This is a genomic window from Pseudomonas sp. TE12234 (genome assembly GCF_054061835.1).
In genome coordinates, this window is sequence record NZ_JBSSEP010000005.1 from 59613 (window position 1) to 76098 (window position 16486).

20 protein-coding genes are annotated in these 16486 nt (G+C 58.7%); 6 read left to right on the plus strand and 14 right to left on the minus strand.

The features are described 5' to 3' along the window. Positions 1 to 4: 4 nt before the first annotated feature. The 3 genes from ACVWYU_RS10145 to ACVWYU_RS10155 are packed head-to-tail and all read right to left on the minus strand — an operon-like array spanning position 5 to position 1634. Entirely contained in the window at positions 5 to 718 is a 714-nt protein-coding gene (locus ACVWYU_RS10145) for a prepilin-type N-terminal cleavage/methylation domain-containing protein (RefSeq protein WP_457372628.1), read from the minus strand. Beyond that, the gene (pilV, locus tag ACVWYU_RS10150; RefSeq protein ID WP_390957305.1) at positions 715 to 1164 is read right to left on the minus strand and encodes a type IV pilus modification protein PilV; all 450 of its coding nucleotides are present in this window, start codon (positions 1162 to 1164) and stop codon (positions 715 to 717) included. Before pilV ends, ACVWYU_RS10145 begins: the two co-directional genes overlap by 4 nt. After that, positions 1161 to 1634, minus strand: a complete 474-nt coding sequence (locus ACVWYU_RS10155) for a GspH/FimT family pseudopilin (protein WP_090325271.1) — start codon at positions 1632 to 1634, stop codon at positions 1161 to 1163. The genes pilV and ACVWYU_RS10155 overlap by 4 nt, the downstream gene beginning before the upstream one ends. A gap of 130 nt (positions 1635 to 1764) precedes the next feature. Between ACVWYU_RS10155 and ACVWYU_RS10160 the strand changes: the two genes are divergently transcribed. Further along, positions 1765 to 2316, plus strand: coding sequence for a GspH/FimT family pseudopilin (locus tag ACVWYU_RS10160; RefSeq protein ID WP_457372629.1), 552 nt, complete (start codon positions 1765 to 1767; stop codon positions 2314 to 2316). Here the strand turns inward: ACVWYU_RS10160 and ispH are convergent. The 5 genes from ispH to ribF all read right to left on the minus strand — a co-directional run bounded on the left by ispH (position 2285) and on the right by ribF (position 8110). Further along, complete coding sequence (ispH, locus tag ACVWYU_RS10165) at positions 2285 to 3232, minus strand: 4-hydroxy-3-methylbut-2-enyl diphosphate reductase (RefSeq protein WP_090325275.1); 948 nt, start codon at positions 3230 to 3232, stop codon at positions 2285 to 2287. The two genes, ACVWYU_RS10160 and ispH, sit on opposite strands and share 32 nt — an antisense overlap. 145 nt (positions 3233 to 3377) lie before the next feature. Beyond that, positions 3378 to 3815: an FKBP-type peptidyl-prolyl cis-trans isomerase gene (gene fkpB / locus ACVWYU_RS10170; RefSeq protein WP_174552507.1), complete on the minus strand. Its 438-nt coding sequence runs from the start codon at positions 3813 to 3815 to the stop codon at positions 3378 to 3380. A gap of 7 nt (positions 3816 to 3822) precedes the next feature. Continuing rightward, positions 3823 to 4335, minus strand: coding sequence for a signal peptidase II (lspA, locus tag ACVWYU_RS10175; protein WP_090325278.1), 513 nt, complete (start codon positions 4333 to 4335; stop codon positions 3823 to 3825). Next, positions 4328 to 7159 carry an isoleucine--tRNA ligase gene (gene ileS / locus ACVWYU_RS10180; protein ID WP_457372630.1) on the minus strand — a complete coding sequence of 944 codons (2832 nt, stop codon included), beginning with the start codon at positions 7157 to 7159 and terminating at the stop codon, positions 4328 to 4330. The genes lspA and ileS overlap by 8 nt, the downstream gene beginning before the upstream one ends. Then, complete coding sequence (ribF, locus tag ACVWYU_RS10185) at positions 7160 to 8110, minus strand: bifunctional riboflavin kinase/FAD synthetase (RefSeq protein ID WP_008058292.1); 951 nt, start codon at positions 8108 to 8110, stop codon at positions 7160 to 7162. Between ribF and ACVWYU_RS10190 the strand changes: the two genes are divergently transcribed. After that, positions 8027 to 8293, plus strand: a complete 267-nt coding sequence (locus tag ACVWYU_RS10190; protein WP_457372713.1) for a hypothetical protein — start codon at positions 8027 to 8029, stop codon at positions 8291 to 8293. The two genes, ribF and ACVWYU_RS10190, sit on opposite strands and share 84 nt — an antisense overlap. On the opposite strand, the gene murJ is transcribed toward ACVWYU_RS10190, so the two are convergent. Continuing rightward, complete coding sequence (gene murJ, locus ACVWYU_RS10195) at positions 8240 to 9778, minus strand: murein biosynthesis integral membrane protein MurJ (RefSeq protein WP_457372631.1); 1539 nt, start codon at positions 9776 to 9778, stop codon at positions 8240 to 8242. The genes ACVWYU_RS10190 and murJ overlap by 54 nt on opposite strands. A 252-nt stretch (positions 9779 to 10030) precedes the next feature. Here murJ and rpsT point away from each other — a divergent pair, with 252 nt between their 5' ends. Continuing rightward, positions 10031 to 10309: a 30S ribosomal protein S20 gene (gene rpsT, locus ACVWYU_RS10200; RefSeq protein WP_007970922.1), complete on the plus strand. Its 279-nt coding sequence runs from the start codon at positions 10031 to 10033 to the stop codon at positions 10307 to 10309. Positions 10310 to 10433: 124 nt separating this feature from the next. Here the strand turns inward: rpsT and ACVWYU_RS10205 are convergent, their stop codons facing one another. From ACVWYU_RS10205 to rplU, 5 genes are all read right to left on the minus strand, one after another. Beyond that, positions 10434 to 10898: a CreA family protein gene (locus ACVWYU_RS10205; protein ID WP_008022496.1), complete on the minus strand. Its 465-nt coding sequence runs from the start codon at positions 10896 to 10898 to the stop codon at positions 10434 to 10436. A 12-nt stretch (positions 10899 to 10910) separates the two neighbouring features. Further along, complete coding sequence (proB, locus tag ACVWYU_RS10210; RefSeq protein WP_090325289.1) at positions 10911 to 12029, minus strand: glutamate 5-kinase; 1119 nt, start codon at positions 12027 to 12029, stop codon at positions 10911 to 10913. A 134-nt stretch (positions 12030 to 12163) separates the two neighbouring features. Next, positions 12164 to 13387, minus strand: coding sequence for an Obg family GTPase CgtA (gene cgtA, locus ACVWYU_RS10215; RefSeq protein WP_077047081.1), 1224 nt, complete (start codon positions 13385 to 13387; stop codon positions 12164 to 12166). A gap of 195 nt (positions 13388 to 13582) precedes the next feature. Further along, a complete protein-coding gene (rpmA, locus tag ACVWYU_RS10220; RefSeq protein WP_003281574.1) occupies positions 13583 to 13840 on the minus strand; it encodes a 50S ribosomal protein L27 in 258 nt (85 codons plus the stop codon). A gap of 35 nt (positions 13841 to 13875) precedes the next feature. After that, positions 13876 to 14190 carry a 50S ribosomal protein L21 gene (gene rplU, locus ACVWYU_RS10225; RefSeq protein ID WP_007950961.1) on the minus strand — a complete coding sequence of 105 codons (315 nt, stop codon included), beginning with the start codon at positions 14188 to 14190 and terminating at the stop codon, positions 13876 to 13878. 240 nt (positions 14191 to 14430) lie between these two features. On the opposite strand from rplU, the gene ACVWYU_RS10230 reads away from it, so the two are divergent. From ACVWYU_RS10230 to ACVWYU_RS10240, 3 genes are all read left to right on the plus strand, one after another. Continuing rightward, complete coding sequence (locus ACVWYU_RS10230; RefSeq protein ID WP_090325291.1) at positions 14431 to 15399, plus strand: polyprenyl synthetase family protein; 969 nt, start codon at positions 14431 to 14433, stop codon at positions 15397 to 15399. Positions 15400 to 15602: 203 nt separating this feature from the next. After that, positions 15603 to 15944, plus strand: a complete 342-nt coding sequence (locus ACVWYU_RS10235; protein WP_090325292.1) for a zinc ribbon domain-containing protein YjdM — start codon at positions 15603 to 15605, stop codon at positions 15942 to 15944. Positions 15945 to 16141: 197 nt separating this feature from the next. Next, on the plus strand, positions 16142 to 16399 hold the full coding sequence (locus ACVWYU_RS10240; RefSeq protein ID WP_090325293.1) for a PA4570 family protein: 258 nt from the start codon (positions 16142 to 16144) through the stop codon (positions 16397 to 16399). Positions 16400 to 16486 lie beyond the last annotated feature (87 nt).

Sequence of the window (16486 nt, forward strand, 5' to 3'; positions counted from 1 at the left end):
CCCTTCATGGCAAGCGATTGCGCAGAGCGGCAACCACGTTGAAGGTTTGATCGCTCACCCGATGGTGAGGATCGAAGAGCGTCAGGCTCAGCCGCACGCTGCGAATGCGCGCCGGATCAGATGGATTGCTGCTATAGCTGGACGCGGCGATATCAGTAGCCGAGCTGGCAATGCCGAAGCTCACGTCGAAGGCTTTGACGTTATCCACCAGCGTCTGTCGGCGCTGTGCGCCACTGCCAACGGCAATCGTCAGCTGATCATTTCTCAAGCCATAGGCTATGCGCCGGATCGGAAATGCCAGTTGGCCTGGACCAGGCGAACGCGACTCGCTGTAAGCCTTCGCACTGGTCCGACAATCGGAGACCACGGTCCATGTCGGCGTTCCACCGTTACTGCCGACATCCGCCGTGACCAGCGTCAGGCTTTGGCTGGCATTGTCCCAGCTGATCGGTGTTATCCGGCTGGCATTGAAATCACCCGCCGAACTGTCCGCGGTAATGGTCTCCAGACAGCCGAACATGCCGACCATACGGATTTCCTGAATCATTTTGCTCAGCACGAAACGCGCATCTTCCTGCATGGCTGCGGCGGCGTTCTGACTGACGTAGGTGTTTTTGGCGGCGATGAACACCTGCACCACACCCAACACCACAACCAGGCTCAACGCCAGGGCGATGAGCAATTCGATCAGACCGAACCCTCGACTGGATCCCTTCATGGCGTGACCACCGGGTCGACAGTGGCTCGGCTGCTCAGAACGAAGCTGCGACGGGAATCGGCGTTGTTGGCGGCCCGCGAGTCGTCCCAGTTAATGGTGATGGTATACACGCCCTGATTGAGGCTGATGTTGCCGGTCGCAGTGGCGCCGCCAAAACTGATGATGTTGCGGGTGAAATCGTAGAGATCCTGGTCCCGGGCGACGTTCAGATTGCCCGAGGCCGGTGGCGTAATGGTGTAGTCGGCAGCAGCGTTGGCGCGAATGCGGTCCATCATGTCGTAGGCGATAAAACTGGCCTGGCTGGTCATGCGCGCACTGTCCGTGTACTTGAGCGCATTCAATTGCAATGCCGCCGCCCCCAACAGACCCACACTCAGAATCAACAAGGCAACCAGGACTTCGATCAGCGTCATGCCCTCCTGTGCAGCTTTGCTCCATTGCCTCATCCGCAACTTCCACCCAATAGAATTCGTCCGTTCAAACACAGGTTCAGCGTCCTGTTTTGCCTGCCCAATACATAACTGATCACCACCGCGGTGGACGGTGATGCCAGCCCTCCCAGATTGTTGAAATCGATGGCCGACACACCCGAGGTTAGCGTCAGAGTCGCGTCACTGCTCATTGCCGGCACAACCCGCAATACATTCGCCGGCGTGCCGATACCGTCATACACCGACAACTCCCCGGTCCATACGCTGCCATCCATTGTTGGGCGCACGCGAGTGGTCACGCCGCGATTGATTGCCTCCAGTCGCGCGAAGTTCAGGACTCGTCGCAGATCACCGATCTCGGTATCGGCCCTGGTGATTTGCGCCGAACGCGTAAACGCCGGTACAGCCAGGGTGATCAGGGCCAGAAAGATCGCAATCCCCACCAGCAATTCCAGCAACGTGAAACCATTTGAACGATGTTCCATCGGTGCCCTCTGCTGCCATTGGCTATACCTGCAATTGCTCGCCAGAACATGCGACCGCCAAAACCCGGTTGCACTGCCATCGCCCGCGCACGGATCGCTCGGGTGAGAAAACTTCAGGGAGGGAGATGTCATGCATCAGCGCGGTTTCAGCCTGATCGAACTGCTCATGGGACTGACAATTGTCGGGATTGTTCTGCACCTGGTCAGTCCGGCGTTTGCGGCACTGTCAGAATCGGCCTATCGCGAGGAGGCAGCGAAGTCACTTGCCAGCGGCATGCGTAGCGCAAGAGTTGCTGCGATCACACGAAACCAGTCTGTCGTCATTCACGGCATAAACGATGACTGGAGCCAGGGCTGGCGAATCGTTCTGGATGTCAGCGGCAAGGGGCATGAGGACAGCAGTAATCCGCTACTGATGGAGCATCGCAGCGGCACGCGAGTGCCGGTGTTCGGCAATCAACATCTCAGGACGTCGATTCGCTTCAGCCATTTGGGCGAACCGGTGAAAAAAGGTTTGCAATCGGGGACATTACACGTCTGTGCCAGCCGCGAACCGATGAGCCGGCACCAGGTGGTGCTGGCGTCCAGCGGCCGCGTCAGCCTGCGCAGCGAAAAAGCTGAACAGGCATTATGCGCAGGAGGGAGCGGAATCAGAGCAGGGAACGAACGCGTAACTCTTTAGGCATGGAGAACGTGATGTTCTCCTCGCGACCGGCCAGTTCATCAGCACCGGTAGCCCCCCAGGCTTGCAACTGCTGGATCACGCCACGCACCAGGACTTCCGGTGCAGAAGCACCGGCCGTGATGCCGATGCGCTCGACGCCGTCAAACCAGCTTTTTTGCAGGTCTTCAGCACCATCAATCAGGTAAGCCGGGGTCGCCATGCGTTCGGCGAGTTCACGCAGGCGATTGGAGTTGGAGCTGTTGGGACTGCCAACCACCAACACGACATCGCATTCGTCGGCCAGTTGCTTGACCGCATCCTGACGGTTTTGCGTGGCGTAGCAGATGTCGTCCTTGCGAGGGCCACCGATGGCCGGGAAACGCTTACGCAGAGCGTCGATGACACGACTGGTATCGTCCATGGACAGGGTCGTCTGGGTGACGAATGCCAGTTTCTCGGGGTTGCGCACTTGCAGTTCGGCGACGTCCTTTTCATCTTCGACCAGATAGATCGCACCACCATTGCTGGCGTCGTATTGCCCCATGGTGCCTTCGACTTCCGGGTGGCCGGCGTGGCCGATGAGAATGCATTCGCGACCGTCGCGGCTATAGCGCGCCACTTCGATATGCACCTTGGTCACCAGTGGGCAGGTGGCGTCGAACACTTTCAGGCCCCGGCCGGCCGCTTCAGTGCGAACGGCTTGGGAAACACCATGGGCACTGAAGATCACGATCACATCGTCCGGCACCTGATCCAGTTCCTCGACGAAAATCGCCCCGCGCGCGCGCAGGTCTTCGACGACGAACTTGTTATGGACCACTTCGTGGCGCACGTAGATCGGCGGACCGAAGACTTCCAGTGCGCGGTTGACGATTTCGATCGCGCGGTCCACACCGGCGCAGAAGCCACGGGGGTTGGCGAGTTTGATTTGCATGCTGTGCCTCGTGTCTTACGCGCGAAAACAATGATAAACAAACTGTGGGAGCGGGCTTGCCCGCGATGGCGGAATGTCAGGCACTCATCGCGAGCAAGCTCGCTCCCACAGGTTCCGGTGGCAACTGGAGTCGCCCCGTAATGCCTCAGAGCGCTTTGACGGAAATGATTTCCACGTCAAAGGTCAGCGTCTTGCCTGCCAGCGGGTGATTGAAGTCGATGGTCACTTGCGTGTCGTCGAACTCTTTCACCACACCTGGCAATTCAGTATTGGCCGCATCGTTGAAGATCACCAGCAAGCCTGGAGACAGCTCCATGTCCTGGAACTGCGAGCGCGGAATGACCTGTACGTTTTGCGGATTGGGCTGGCCAAAGGCGTTTTCCGGCTCGATGCTCAGATTACGCTTGTCGCCTGCCTTAAAACCGAACAATGCCGCCTCGAAACCTGGCAACAGGTTGCCGTCACCGACCTTGAAGGTCGCCGGGGCCTTATCGAAGGTGCTGTCCACCGTATCGCCATTCTCCAGGCGCAATGCGAAATGCAAGGTGACTTCCGTGTTCTGGCCGATGCGTTGCTCAGCCAATACCTGTTCAGTCATGAACGGCTTCTCCGGTCTTCTTACTTTTGAACATATCCAGTGCCAGCATCACGGCACCGACGGTAATTGCACTGTCGGCAAAGTTGAACGCCGGGAAATACCAGCGGTTCTGCCAATGCACCAGGATGAAATCGATCACATGCCCCAGGGCAATGCGGTCATACAGATTGCCCAACGCACCACCGAGCACCAGCGCCAGGGCGATGGCCAGCCAGGTTTCGTTACGTCCCAGGCGTTTGAGCCAGACCACCAGCACCGCACTGACCACCACAGCGATCAATGCAAACAGCCAGCGCTGCCAACCGGAGCTGTCAGCCAGGAAGCTGAACGCCGCGCCAGTGTTGTAGGCCAAGGTCCAGCTGAAGTAATCGGGGATCACCACGATTTGCTGGTACATCGCAAGCTTGCCTTCAAAGTAGAACTTGCTGGCCTGGTCGATGACCAGGACCAGCAAACTCAACCAGAGCCAGCTCAGCCGTCCGAAACGGCCAACGGCATTAGGCATAGTGGCGAACCTCGCCAGCGCCGCTGATGTTGTCGACGCAACGACCGCAGATCTCCGGATGCTCCGGATTCACGCCGACGTCTTCACGGCAGTGCCAGCAACGGGCGCACTTGGCGAAGGCCGACTTGACGATTTTCAACTTCAAGCCGCTCACTTCGGTGACTACGGCATCGGCCGGAGCCTGCACGAACGGTGCGACGCTGGCGGTGGAGGTGATCAGTACGAAACGCAGTTCATTGCTCAATTTGGCCAGGTCAGCGCTTAGTGCGTCTTCGGCGAACAGCGTCACTTCGGCCTGCAGGTTGCCACCAACGGCTTTCGCCGCACGCTGGATTTCCATCTCTTTGTTGACCGCAACCTTCACTTCCATGATGCGATCCCAGTAGGCGCGACCGAGCTCGAAACCTTCCGGCAGTTCGCTCAGGCCTTCGTACCAGGTATTGAGCATTACCGATTCGTTGCGCTCACCCGGCAGGTATTGCCACAGTTCGTCAGCGGTGAACGCCAGGATCGGCGCGATCCAGCGCACCAGCGCTTCAGAGATGTGGAACAGCGCGGTCTGGCACGAACGACGGGCCTTGCTGTCGGCGCCTGTGGTGTACTGGCGGTCCTTGATGATGTCCAGGTAGAAACCGCCCAGCTCCTGCACGCAGAAGTTGTGGATCTTGGAGTAGACGTTCCAGAAGCGGTATTCGCCGTAGTGCTCTTGCAACTCACGCTGCAGCAGCAAGGTGCGATCCACGGCCCAACGGTCCAGGGCCAGCATTTCTTCGGCTGGCAGCAGGTCGGTGGCCGGGTTGAAGCCGGTCAGGTTCGAGAGCAGGAAACGCGCGGTGTTACGAATACGCCGGTAGGCGTCCGCACTGCGCTGCAGGATCTGCTCGGAAACCGCCATTTCGCCCGAGTAATCGGTAGACGCAACCCACAGACGCATGATGTCGGCGCCCAAGGTGTCGTTGACTTTCTGCGGTGCGATCACGTTGCCCAGGGACTTGGACATTTTGCGACCGGACTCGTCGACGGTGAAACCGTGGGTCAGCAGCTCGCGGTACGGCGCGTGGTTATCGATGGCGCAACCGGTCAGCAGCGACGAGTGAAACCAGCCGCGGTGCTGGTCCGAACCTTCCAGGTACAGGTCGGCGCGTGGACCGTTTTCATGGCCCATCGGGTGCGAACCGCGCAGGACGTGCCAATGGGTGGTGCCCGAGTCGAACCAGACGTCCAGGGTGTCGCTGATCTTGTCGTACTGCGGCGCTTCGTCACCGAGCAACTCGGCGGCGTCCAGCTTGAACCAGGCCTCGATGCCTTCGACTTCGACGCGTTTGGCGACTTCTTCCATCAGTTCGACGGTACGTGGGTGCAACTCACCGCTTTCCTTGTTCAGGAAGAACGGGATCGGCACGCCCCAGTTGCGCTGACGGGAGATACACCAGTCCGGACGGTTGGCGATCATCGAGTGCAGGCGCGCCTGACCCCAGGCCGGAACGAACTTGGTGTCTTCAATGGCTTTGAGCGAGCGCTGGCGCAGGGTATCGCCGGTGGCCGGCTGCTTGTCCATGCCGATGAACCACTGCGCGGTGGCGCGGTAGATCAGCGGGGTCTTGTGGCGCCAGCAGTGCATGTAGCTGTGTTCGATAACAGTGGTGTGCAGCAGCGCACCGACTTCGGTCAGCTTGTCGACGATGGCCGGGTTGGCCTTCCAGATGAACTGGCCGCCGAAGAACTCCAGCGAAGTCGCGTAGACGCCGTTGCTTTGTACCGGGTTGAGGATGTCGTCGTTGACCATGCCGTATTTCTTGCAGGTCACGAAGTCGTCGACGCCGTAGGCCGGTGCGGAGTGAACCACGCCGGTGCCGGCGCCCAATTCCACGTACTCGGCCAGATAAACCGGCGACAGGCGGTCGTAGAACGGGTGACGGAAGTTGATCAGCTCAAGGGCGGAACCGGTGGCGGTGGCAATCACCGAGCCTTCCAGCGAGTAGCGCGCCAGGCACGACTCGACCAGCTCTTCAGCCAGCACCAGCAATTTGTCGCCGACGTCGACCAGGGCGTAGTTGAATTCCGGGTGAACGTTCAGTGCCTGGTTGGCTGGAATGGTCCACGGGGTGGTGGTCCAGATCACGATCGAAGCCGGTTTGGCCATCGATGACAGACCGAACGCGGCAGCCAGCCTGGCTTCATCGGCAATCGGGAAGGCCACGTCGATGGTCGAGGACTTCTTGTTCTCGTACTCGACTTCCGCTTCGGCCAGGGCCGAGCCGCAATCAAAGCACCAGTTCACAGGCTTGAGGCCCTTGAACACGAAACCGCCCTTGACGATTTCAGCCAGGGCACGGATTTCACCAGCCTCGTTCTTGAAGTCCATGGTCTTGTACGGGTTGGCGAAATCGCCCAACACGCCCAGACGGATGAATTCGGATTTCTGGCCTTCGATCTGCTCGGTGGCGTAGGCACGGCAGAGTTCGCGGGTCTTGTCCGCGCCCAGGTTCTTGCCGTGGGTCACTTCGACTTTGTGCTCGATCGGCAGACCGTGGCAGTCCCAGCCCGGAACATAAGGCGCGTCGAAGCCCGACAGGGTCTTCGAACGGATGATCATGTCCTTGAGAATCTTGTTCAGCGCATGACCGATGTGAATCGTGCCGTTGGCGTACGGAGGACCGTCGTGCAGTACGAACTTCGGACGATCCTTGCCAATCTCGCGCAACTTTCCGTACAGGCCAATACTGTCCCAGCGCTGCAGAATCTGCGGTTCGCGCTGTGGCAGGCCGGCCTTCATTGGGAAGGCGGTGTCCGGAAGGTTTAGCGTGGCTTTATAGTCGGTCATTTAAGGCTCTTCATTAGCGATTGGCGCTAGGTGCGAAAGGGCACGGGCGGCGGCGACATCCGCATTGATCGCCGTCTTAAGCGCCTCCAGAGAGGCGAAACGCTGCTCTTCACGCAGCTTTTGGTGGAAAACCACCGTCATACGCCGGTCATACAGATCGCCGGCAAAATCTAAAAGATGTACTTCGAGGTGGGCTTTGCCATCTCCCTGGACCGTAGGTCGAACGCCGATGTTGGCGACGCCGGGCCAGGTCTTGCCGTCGAGATCGACGCTGACCAGGTAGACCCCGGTAAACGGCACGCGACGGCGCTTGAGTTGAATGTTGGCCGTTGGCGTACCCAACTGACGCGCCAGTTTCTGGCCATGCAGCACGCGACCGGCAATCCGGTACGGGCGACCGAGCAGACGTTCGGCAAGGGCAAAATCAGCAGCAGCCAGCGCATTACGCACCTGTGTGCTGCTGACCCGGATACCGTCAAGCTCGACAGTCTGCGCCGCTTCGACGGTAAAACCCTGCATGACGCCGGCCTGTTGCAGGAAATCGAAGTCGCCTACCCGGTCACAGCCGAAACGGAAGTCGTCGCCGACTTCAAGATGCTGCACGCCCAGGCCATCCACCAGAATGGTGTCGACGAACTCGCTGGCGCTGAGCTTGCTCAGACGCTGGTTGAAGGCGAGACACAAGACCCGGTCAACGCCTTCGGCAGCGAGCAGTTGCAGTTTGTCGCGCAGACGGGCCAGACGGGCCGGCGCCGTATCCGGCGCGAAAAACTCGCGCGGCTGCGGCTCGAAAATCACCACGCAGCTGGGCACGCCCAACTCCAGCGCACGCTCACGCAGTCGCGCCAGGATAGCCTGGTGACCACGATGTACACCGTCAAAGTTGCCTATAGTGGCGACACAGCCCCGATGCTGGGGGCGCAGATTGTGGAGGCCTCGAACCAGCTGCATAACGCGCTTCTTGCTCATAAAGTGGTCGATTATAACCACACCCGGCGGCCGACGACAGGCAACACCGTATCCCAAAGTGATCAAGCCGACAAAAACGCCGGCCCGCCCGTGTTTACCGAGGCCTTGGCTTCAGCCCAATGCCTTGCGATTGAAGTCACGCAAACGGAAACCCATCAACACTAACATGCCGAAATACGCCACCACACCGGCGACCACCAATACCCCCAGACGCAGGAACCGTTCGAGCATATGCCCTTGATCCCAGGCCGGCATGAAGTGCATCGCCCCCAACAGCACCCCTGACATCACCGCCACCGCGATCACCAGCTTCAGGCCGAACTTGGCCCAGCCCGGTTGCGGCTGGTACATCTGCTGCTTGCGCAGTTGATAGAACAACAGCCCGGCATTGATACAGGCACCGGCACTGATGGCGAGCGCGAGACCAGCGTGAGCCAACGGACCGATCAGCATGAGGTTGAACAGCTGAGTGACGATCAGGGTAAAAATTGCGATCTTTACCGGCGTGCGGATGTTCTGTTGCGCATAAAAGCCCGGCGCCAGCACTTTAATCACAATAATGCCGAGCAACCCGACCGAATAGGCGATCAGCGCGCGCTGGGTCATGGCAGCATCAAACGCATTGAATTGACCGTACTGGAACAGTGAAACCGTCAACGGCTCGGCCAGAATCCCCAACGCCAGGGAGCAAGGCAGCACCAACACGAAGCACAGGCGCAGGCCCCAGTCGAGGATTCGCGAATATTCATGGCGATCCTTGTTGGCGTAGGTCTTGGCCAGGGTCGGCAGCAGAATCGTACCCAATGCCACGCCCAGCACGCCGGAGGGCAACTCCATCAAACGGTCGGCGTAGTACATCCAGGACACGGAACCGGCGACCAGGAACGAAGCAAAAATGGTGTTGATGATCAGCGAGATCTGACTCACGGACACCCCGAGAATCGCCGGCAGCATCTGTTTCATGACTCGCCAGACGCCGGTATCACGCAGATTCAGGCGCGGCAGCACCAGCATTCCGATTTTTTTCAGGTGCGGCAGTTGATACAGCAACTGCGCCAGCCCCCCGGCCAGTACCGCCCAGCCGAGCGCCATTACCGGCGGATCGAAGTACGGCGTCAGGAACACCGCAAAGATGATCATGCTGACGTTCAGCAGGGTCGGCACAAAGGCCGGCACCGAAAAGCGGTTCCAGGTGTTGAGGATCGCGCCCGCCAGCGAGGACAGGGAAATCAGCAAAATGTAGGGAAAGGTCACCCGCAGCAGACTGGAAGTCAGCTCGAATTTTTCCGGCGTATTGGTAAAACCCGGCGCAGTCACCCAGATGACCCACGGCGCGGCAATCATCCCCAACGCGGTCACCAGGGCCAGCACCAGCGTCAGCAGACCCGAGACGTAAGCAATGAACGTTCGCGTCGCCTCCTCGCCCTTCTGGCTTTTATATTCGGCAAGAATCGGCACAAAAGCCTGGGAGAACGCGCCCTCCGCGAAGATACGCCGCAACAGATTGGGCAATTTGAAGGCAATGAAGAAGGCGTCGGTCGCCATTCCCGCGCCAAAAATACGTGCAATGAGGGTGTCACGAACGAAGCCCAGGATCCGGGAAAGCATCGTGATAGAGCTGACGGCGGCCAACGATTTGAGCAGATTCATTGAAAGAGTTTGTGCCTGTCGATAAACAGCAGGCGAACTACGCGCCTACTTATGCGATACTCCGCGCCGCAACAGCACAGAGCCAAAGCTCGCGAGTTTACAGGTCAAGCGCCGGAAATAAATATCCCGCCACTTCATACCTACCACTTAGCGGAACGTTTCAAGCGCCCTTGACAAGACTTCTCTTCATCGGCATGATTCGCGGCCTATTTTGTTTGCTATTTCCTAAAAAGTCTTTCGAGGAGCTCGACGGTGGCCAACTCACCTTCCGCCAAAAAACGTGCAAAACAGGCTGAGAAGCGTCGCAGCCACAACGCCAGCCTGCGTTCCATGGTTCGTACCTACATCAAGAATGTAGTTAAGGCCATCGACGCAAAAGACGCTGCTAAAGCACAAGCTGCTTACGTTCTGGCTGTGCCAGTTATCGACCGCATGGCCGATAAAGGCATCATCCACAAGAACAAGGCTGCTCGTCATAAGAGCCGCCTGAATGGCCACGTCAAGGCCCTGAACGTTGCCGCTGCTGCCTAAGCGACACGCTCATTAAAAAACCGACCTCAGGGTCGGTTTTTTATTGTCTGCGATTTGATGAATTCGACGCTTTAAAAAATGCAGGAGCGGACTTGCCCGCCCCCACAGTTTGATTTGCGTGGAATTACTGGGCGTGCGCCCAAGGAAGAATCGGAATCGCTGTGACGGCATTCTGCGGACTACCCTCGATCAAGCGGTCGCTGTACACCAGATACACCAGCGTATTGCGCTTCTTGTCGAGGAAACGCACCACCTGCATGGTCTTGAAGACCAGCGAAGTGCGCTCCTTAAAGACCTCATCGCCATCCTTCAACTCACCTTTGAAGCTGATCGGCCCGACCTGCCGACACGCAATCGAAGCCTCGGCGCGATCCTCGGCCAATCCAAGACCGCCTTTCACACCGCCAGTCTTGGCACGGGACAAGTAGCAGGTGACACCATCGACCTTGGGATCATCAAATGCCTCGACCACAATCCGGTCATTGGGCCCTACGAACTTGAACACCGTCGACACCTGACCGATTTCCTCGGCCGAAGCCAATAATGGCATCGCCAACAACAATCCCAACAATCCTTTTGCCACGCGCATTCAGGTATTCCTTCAGACCAGAATCAGGTTATCGCGGTGAACCAGCTCCGGCTCCGCCATGTAACCCAATAGACCGACAATCGCCTCGGACGACTGACCGATGATTTTTTGTGCTTCCAGTGCACTGTAGTTGGCCAGGCCACGAGCGATTTCACGACCGTCCGGCGCCACGCACACCACCATCTCGCCGCGACGGAAGCTGCCCTGAACCAGCTTGACCCCGACTGGCAGCAAGCTTTTGTTGCCCTGGGACAGAGCCGTCACCGCCCCTTCATCCAACACCAATGTGCCACGGGTCTGCAGATGCCCGGCCAGCCACTGCTTGCGCGCCGCCAGCATACCGCGCTCAGGCGAGAGCAAGGTACCGATGCGCTCACCCGCCTTCAGGCGATCCAGCACGCGCTCAAGGCGCCCGCCAACGATGATCGTATGGGCACCGGAACGCGCCGCCAGACGCGCCGCGCGCAATTTGGTCTGCATGCCGCCGCGCCCCAGCGCACCACCGGTACCACCCGCCACTGCATCGAGCGCCGGATCATCGGCACGCGCCTCGTAAATCAACTGGGCATCGGGATTGTTGCGCGGGTCGGCGTCAAACATGCCATCGCGATCGGTCAGGATCACCAGCAGATCCGCCTCGACCAGGTTGGCCACCAGCGCCGCCAACGTATCGTTGTCGCCGAAACGGATTTCGTCGGTCACCACGGTGTCGTTCTCGTTGATCACCGGAATAACCTTCAGCTCCACCAGCGCACGCAAGGTACTGCGGGCATTCAGGTAGCGCTTGCGGTCGGACAGGTCGTCGTGGGTCAGGAGAATCTGCGCAGTGTGCCGACCATGCTCGGCGAAGCTCGATTCCCAGGCCTGCACCAGCCCCATCTGGCCGATTGCAGCGGCGGCCTGTAGCTCGTGCATTGCACTGGGTCGCGCCGTCCAGCCCAGACGGCTCATGCCGGCCGCCACGGCCCCGGAGGACACCAGCACCAGCTCGACTCCAGCCTCATGCAAGGCCACCATCTGCTCAACCCAGACACCCATTGCCGCGCGATCCAGGCCCTTGCCGTCCGCCGTCAGCAAAGCGCTGCCGATCTTCACGACCCAACGCCGCGCACCTGTCACCTTGCTCCGCATCATCTTCAACCTTAGCTTGAGGGCAGCGCGACCTGGCACTGCCCATGACGTTATTCGTGGCTATTCGCGACCAACTGATTTCCAGATACCAAAACGCCGCTCAATTGAGCGGCGCTTAAGTTTATCGCAACGGATCAGTCACGCACGTAAATGATTTCCGGACCGTCTTCGTCATCCACGTCTTCTTCATCCCAATCATCGTCGCCGATGTCGTGGACCGACTTCACGCCGCTACGACGCAGGGCACGCTGATCGTCCAGCGCTTGCAACTGGGCACGCGCCTCATCTTCGATGCGCTGATCGAGGTCGGCCAACTCTTCCTTGTAGGCCGGATCGTTAGCCAGACGATCAGCACGATCCTCCAGATAACGCATGATGTCGTGGCACAAGCGCTCGGTGTTTTGCTTGGCGATGGCCGAGATCACATAGACCGGACCGGTCCACTCCAGGCGATCAACGATTTCCTTGACGCGCGCATCATGCTCTTCTTCAAGAATCTGGTCGCACTTGTTCAGGATCAACCAACGATCACGCTCTGCCAGGGACGGGCTGAACTTGGTCAACTCGTTGACGATGACTTCAGCGGCGTCTGGAGCACTGGTGTCATCCAGCGGCGCCATATCGACGAGGTGCAGCAACAAACGGGTACGCGACAAGTGCTTGAGGAAGCGAATCCCCAGACCAGCACCGTCGGAAGCACCTTCGATCAGACCCGGAATGTCCGCGACCACGAAGCTCTTCCAGCGGTCAACACTGACCACACCGAGGTTTGGCACCAGCGTGGTGAACGGGTAGTCGGCAACTTTCGGCTTGGCCGCCGAGACCGAACGGATAAAGGTACTTTTGCCAGCGTTCGGCAAGCCCAGCAGCCCCACGTCCGCCAGCACTTTCATTTCCAGCTTGAGATCACGCTGCTCGCCCGGCTTGCCCGGCGTCGTCTGGCGTGGCGCACGGTTGGTACTGGACTTGAAGCGCGTGTTACCCAGACCGTGCCAGCCGCCATGGGCCACCAGCAACTTCTGGCCAGCCTTGGTCAGATCGCCAATCACTTCCTGGGTTGCGGAATCGATCACGGTGGTGCCGACCGGTACGCGCAGAACCAGATCCTCACCCTTCTTGCCGGTGCAATCGGTGCTGCCGCCGTTGGAGCCACGCTCGGCATCGAAGTGCCGGGTATAACGGTAATCCACCAGGGTATTGAGGTTTTCGTCGGCGATCATGTAGACCGAGCCGCCATCACCACCATCACCACCGTTCGGACCACCGTTCTCGATGAATTTTTCGCGCCGGAAACTCATGCAACCGTTACCGCCGTCGCCGGCCTTTACTCGAATCGATACTTCATCAACAAACTTCATAACACAACGCCTCTCGCCATACGGACGAGCCGAAAAACACTAAGACATAAGACTCTTGCAAAAATGAGCGCAGCGACCTCAATCAACGACCGCAAAAACCAGCGCCGGCAGCCCATACAAACAGTTTTGCAAGAGACTCACCCCACAAACGAAAAAGCCCCGTCGCGAGACAGGGCTTTTCCAGCGATCGCGCAATTAAGCTGCGACTACGCTCACGTAACGACGACCGAAGGCGCCTTTTACTTCGAACTTGATCACGCCTTCGACTTTAGCGAAGAGAGTGTGATCTTTACCCATGCCAACGCCGTAGCCAGCGTGGAATTGGGTGCCGCGCTGACGCACGATGATGTTGCCTGCTTTGATAGCCTGGCCGCCATACATCTTCACGCCAAGGCGTTTGGCTTCTGAGTCGCGACCGTTACGGGTACTACCACCAGCTTTTTTGTGTGCCATGAGTTCAATTCTCCTAGTGAGGAATTAGGCTGTAATTAAGCCTGAATACCGGTGATTTTGATCTCGGTGTACCACTGGCGGTGGCCCATACGCTTCATGTGGTGCTTACGGCGACGGAACTTGATGATGCGGACTTTATCGTGACGACCTTGGGAGATCACTTCAGCCACAACGGTAGCGCCAGCAACAACTGGAGCGCCGATATTCACGTCGTCACCGTTGGCAACCAACAGAACGCGATCAAAGGTAACGGATTCGCCGGTAGCGACTTCCAGTTTTTCGATCTTCAGGTATTCACCTGGGGCGACTTTGTACTGCTTGCCGCCAGTAACGATTACTGCATAAGACATGGTATTTCTCCGATAATCCTGCTCACCCAGCTCTTTATAAGAAGAGGTATTGGCTGGCATGGCTGCATAGGGCTGGAAGGCCCGATTGCAATTGCGTAAGGCAGGTGCTGCCCAGGAAGTTCAGGGTGCGCGATTGTACGCAAGGCACGAGCGCCTTGCAATAGGCCGTCCATCGCGCCTTGACACCTGCCGACGTGGGTCCTAGCATGCCGCGCAACCCTTCTGGAGCAACTGTCGCTGATGCAACCCCAAGCTTTTTACCGCGCGGTGGCGGACGATTTTAGCGCCGTCGACGGCATCATCAAGAAGCAGCTGACTTCCCGAGTGCCGCTGGTATCGAAAATCGGCGATTACATCACCTCGGCCGGCGGCAAACGCCTTCGTCCTTTATTAGTGCTGCTGTGCGGCAAGGCCCTGGGTCGCGAAGGCGATGACCTGCGCCTGCTGGCAGCCACCATCGAATTCCTGCACACCGCGACCCTGCTGCACGACGACGTGGTCGACATGTCCGGCATGCGCCGTGGCCGCTCGACCGCCAACGCCATGTGGGGCAATGCTCCCAGCGTGCTGGTGGGCGACTTCCTGTATTCGCGCTCCTTCGAAATGATGGTCGAGCTGGGCTCCATGCCAGTGATGAAGATCCTCTCGCAAGCCACCCGCATCATCGCCGAAGGCGAAGTGCTGCAGCTGTCCAAGGTCCGTGACGCCAGCACCACCGAAGAAATCTACATGGAAGTCATCCGTGGCAAGACCGCGATGCTCTTCGAGGCCTCGACCCACAGCGCCGCAGCCCTGTGCGGAGCCACGCCGGAGCAGGCCGAAGCCATGCGCACGTTCGGCGATCACCTGGGGGTAGCCTTCCAGCTGGTCGACGACCTGCTGGACTACAAGGGCGATGCAGAAGCCCTGGGCAAGAACGTCGGTGACGATCTGGCCGAAGGCAAGCCGACCCTGCCACTGATCTACACCATGCGCGAAGGCACGCCGGAACAGGCGGCACTCGTGCGCAAGGCGATCCAGAAAGGCGGTATCGAAGACCTGGAAAGCATCCGCGAAGCGGTGGAAGCCTCAGGCTCCCTGGAATACACCGCGCAACTGGCCCGCGATTACGTGGCCCGCGCGATCAAATGCCTCGAGGCGCTGCCTGCCAGCGAGTACCGCGATGCCCTGGTCGAGCTGAGTGAGTTTGCGGTCGCCCGCACGCACTGACACCACTGCAAAACACTGTGAGCGAGCTTGCTCGCGATAGCGTCCTTTCAGACAACAACAATGTTGAATGTAAGTACCGAATCGCAAGCAAGCTCGCTCCCACGAGTTTGTTCCCCCACAGGTTTTCCTGCGCTGTGCCCTCTCCCGCCTAAAACCCTATACAATGTGCGCTTTTTAGCGATCCTGAATCCAAAGGAGCCTTAGTGAGCACGTTGCCACCCTGCCCGAAATGCAATTCCGAATACACCTACGAAGACGGCGCCCAGCTGATTTGCCCCGAGTGCGCCCACGAATGGTCCGCCAGCGGTGAAGCCGAAGCCACGTCCGATGACACCGTCAAAAAGGATTCGGTCGGCAATGTCCTGCAGGACGGCGATACCATCACCGTGATCAAGGACCTCAAGGTCAAGGGCACGTCCCTGGTGGTCAAGGTCGGCACCAAGGTCAAGAACATCCGCCTGTGCGATGGCGATCACGACATCGACTGCAAGATCGACGGTATCGGCCCGATGAAACTCAAATCCGAGTTCGTCAGAAAAGTCTGATTCCGCTGTATTCCATCCCGCGCCCAGCGTGGGATGGTGCTTCGCCCTCCCCCGTCCCGCCCTCTCTCGCAATAGTCAGGCGCCAGCCGTGTTGACTTGCGCACTCTTTGCCCGGGAAAAACCACAATCCGTCGATAGACGCTTGCTATTTAATTAATAAGAATTATTCTCATAAAGCCAATCAATGGAGGTGAGACATGACTTATTTAATCGATGCGTGGCTGGATCGCCCACACCCTTACCTTCGAATCCTGCATCGGGAAACCGGGGAAGTCTGTGCGGTGCTTGAAGAAGAGGCCTTGAGCGAACTTCAGGATCAGGGCGACCTGGACTTCAACGGCCTGAGTTGCAGCGAGCCGCTGGTACTGAAGGAGCTGGTGCGTAATCTGTTTCTGTTCTGCTATGCCCGGGCCTTGCGCCCGACCAGTGAACCGCACACAAAAATCGAAGTATGAAATACGTAAAACACTGTAGGAGCGAGCTCGTTCGCGATGGTTGTTCTGACAACGCGAGCATTCAGGCAGCCCGCCTTATCGTTGACG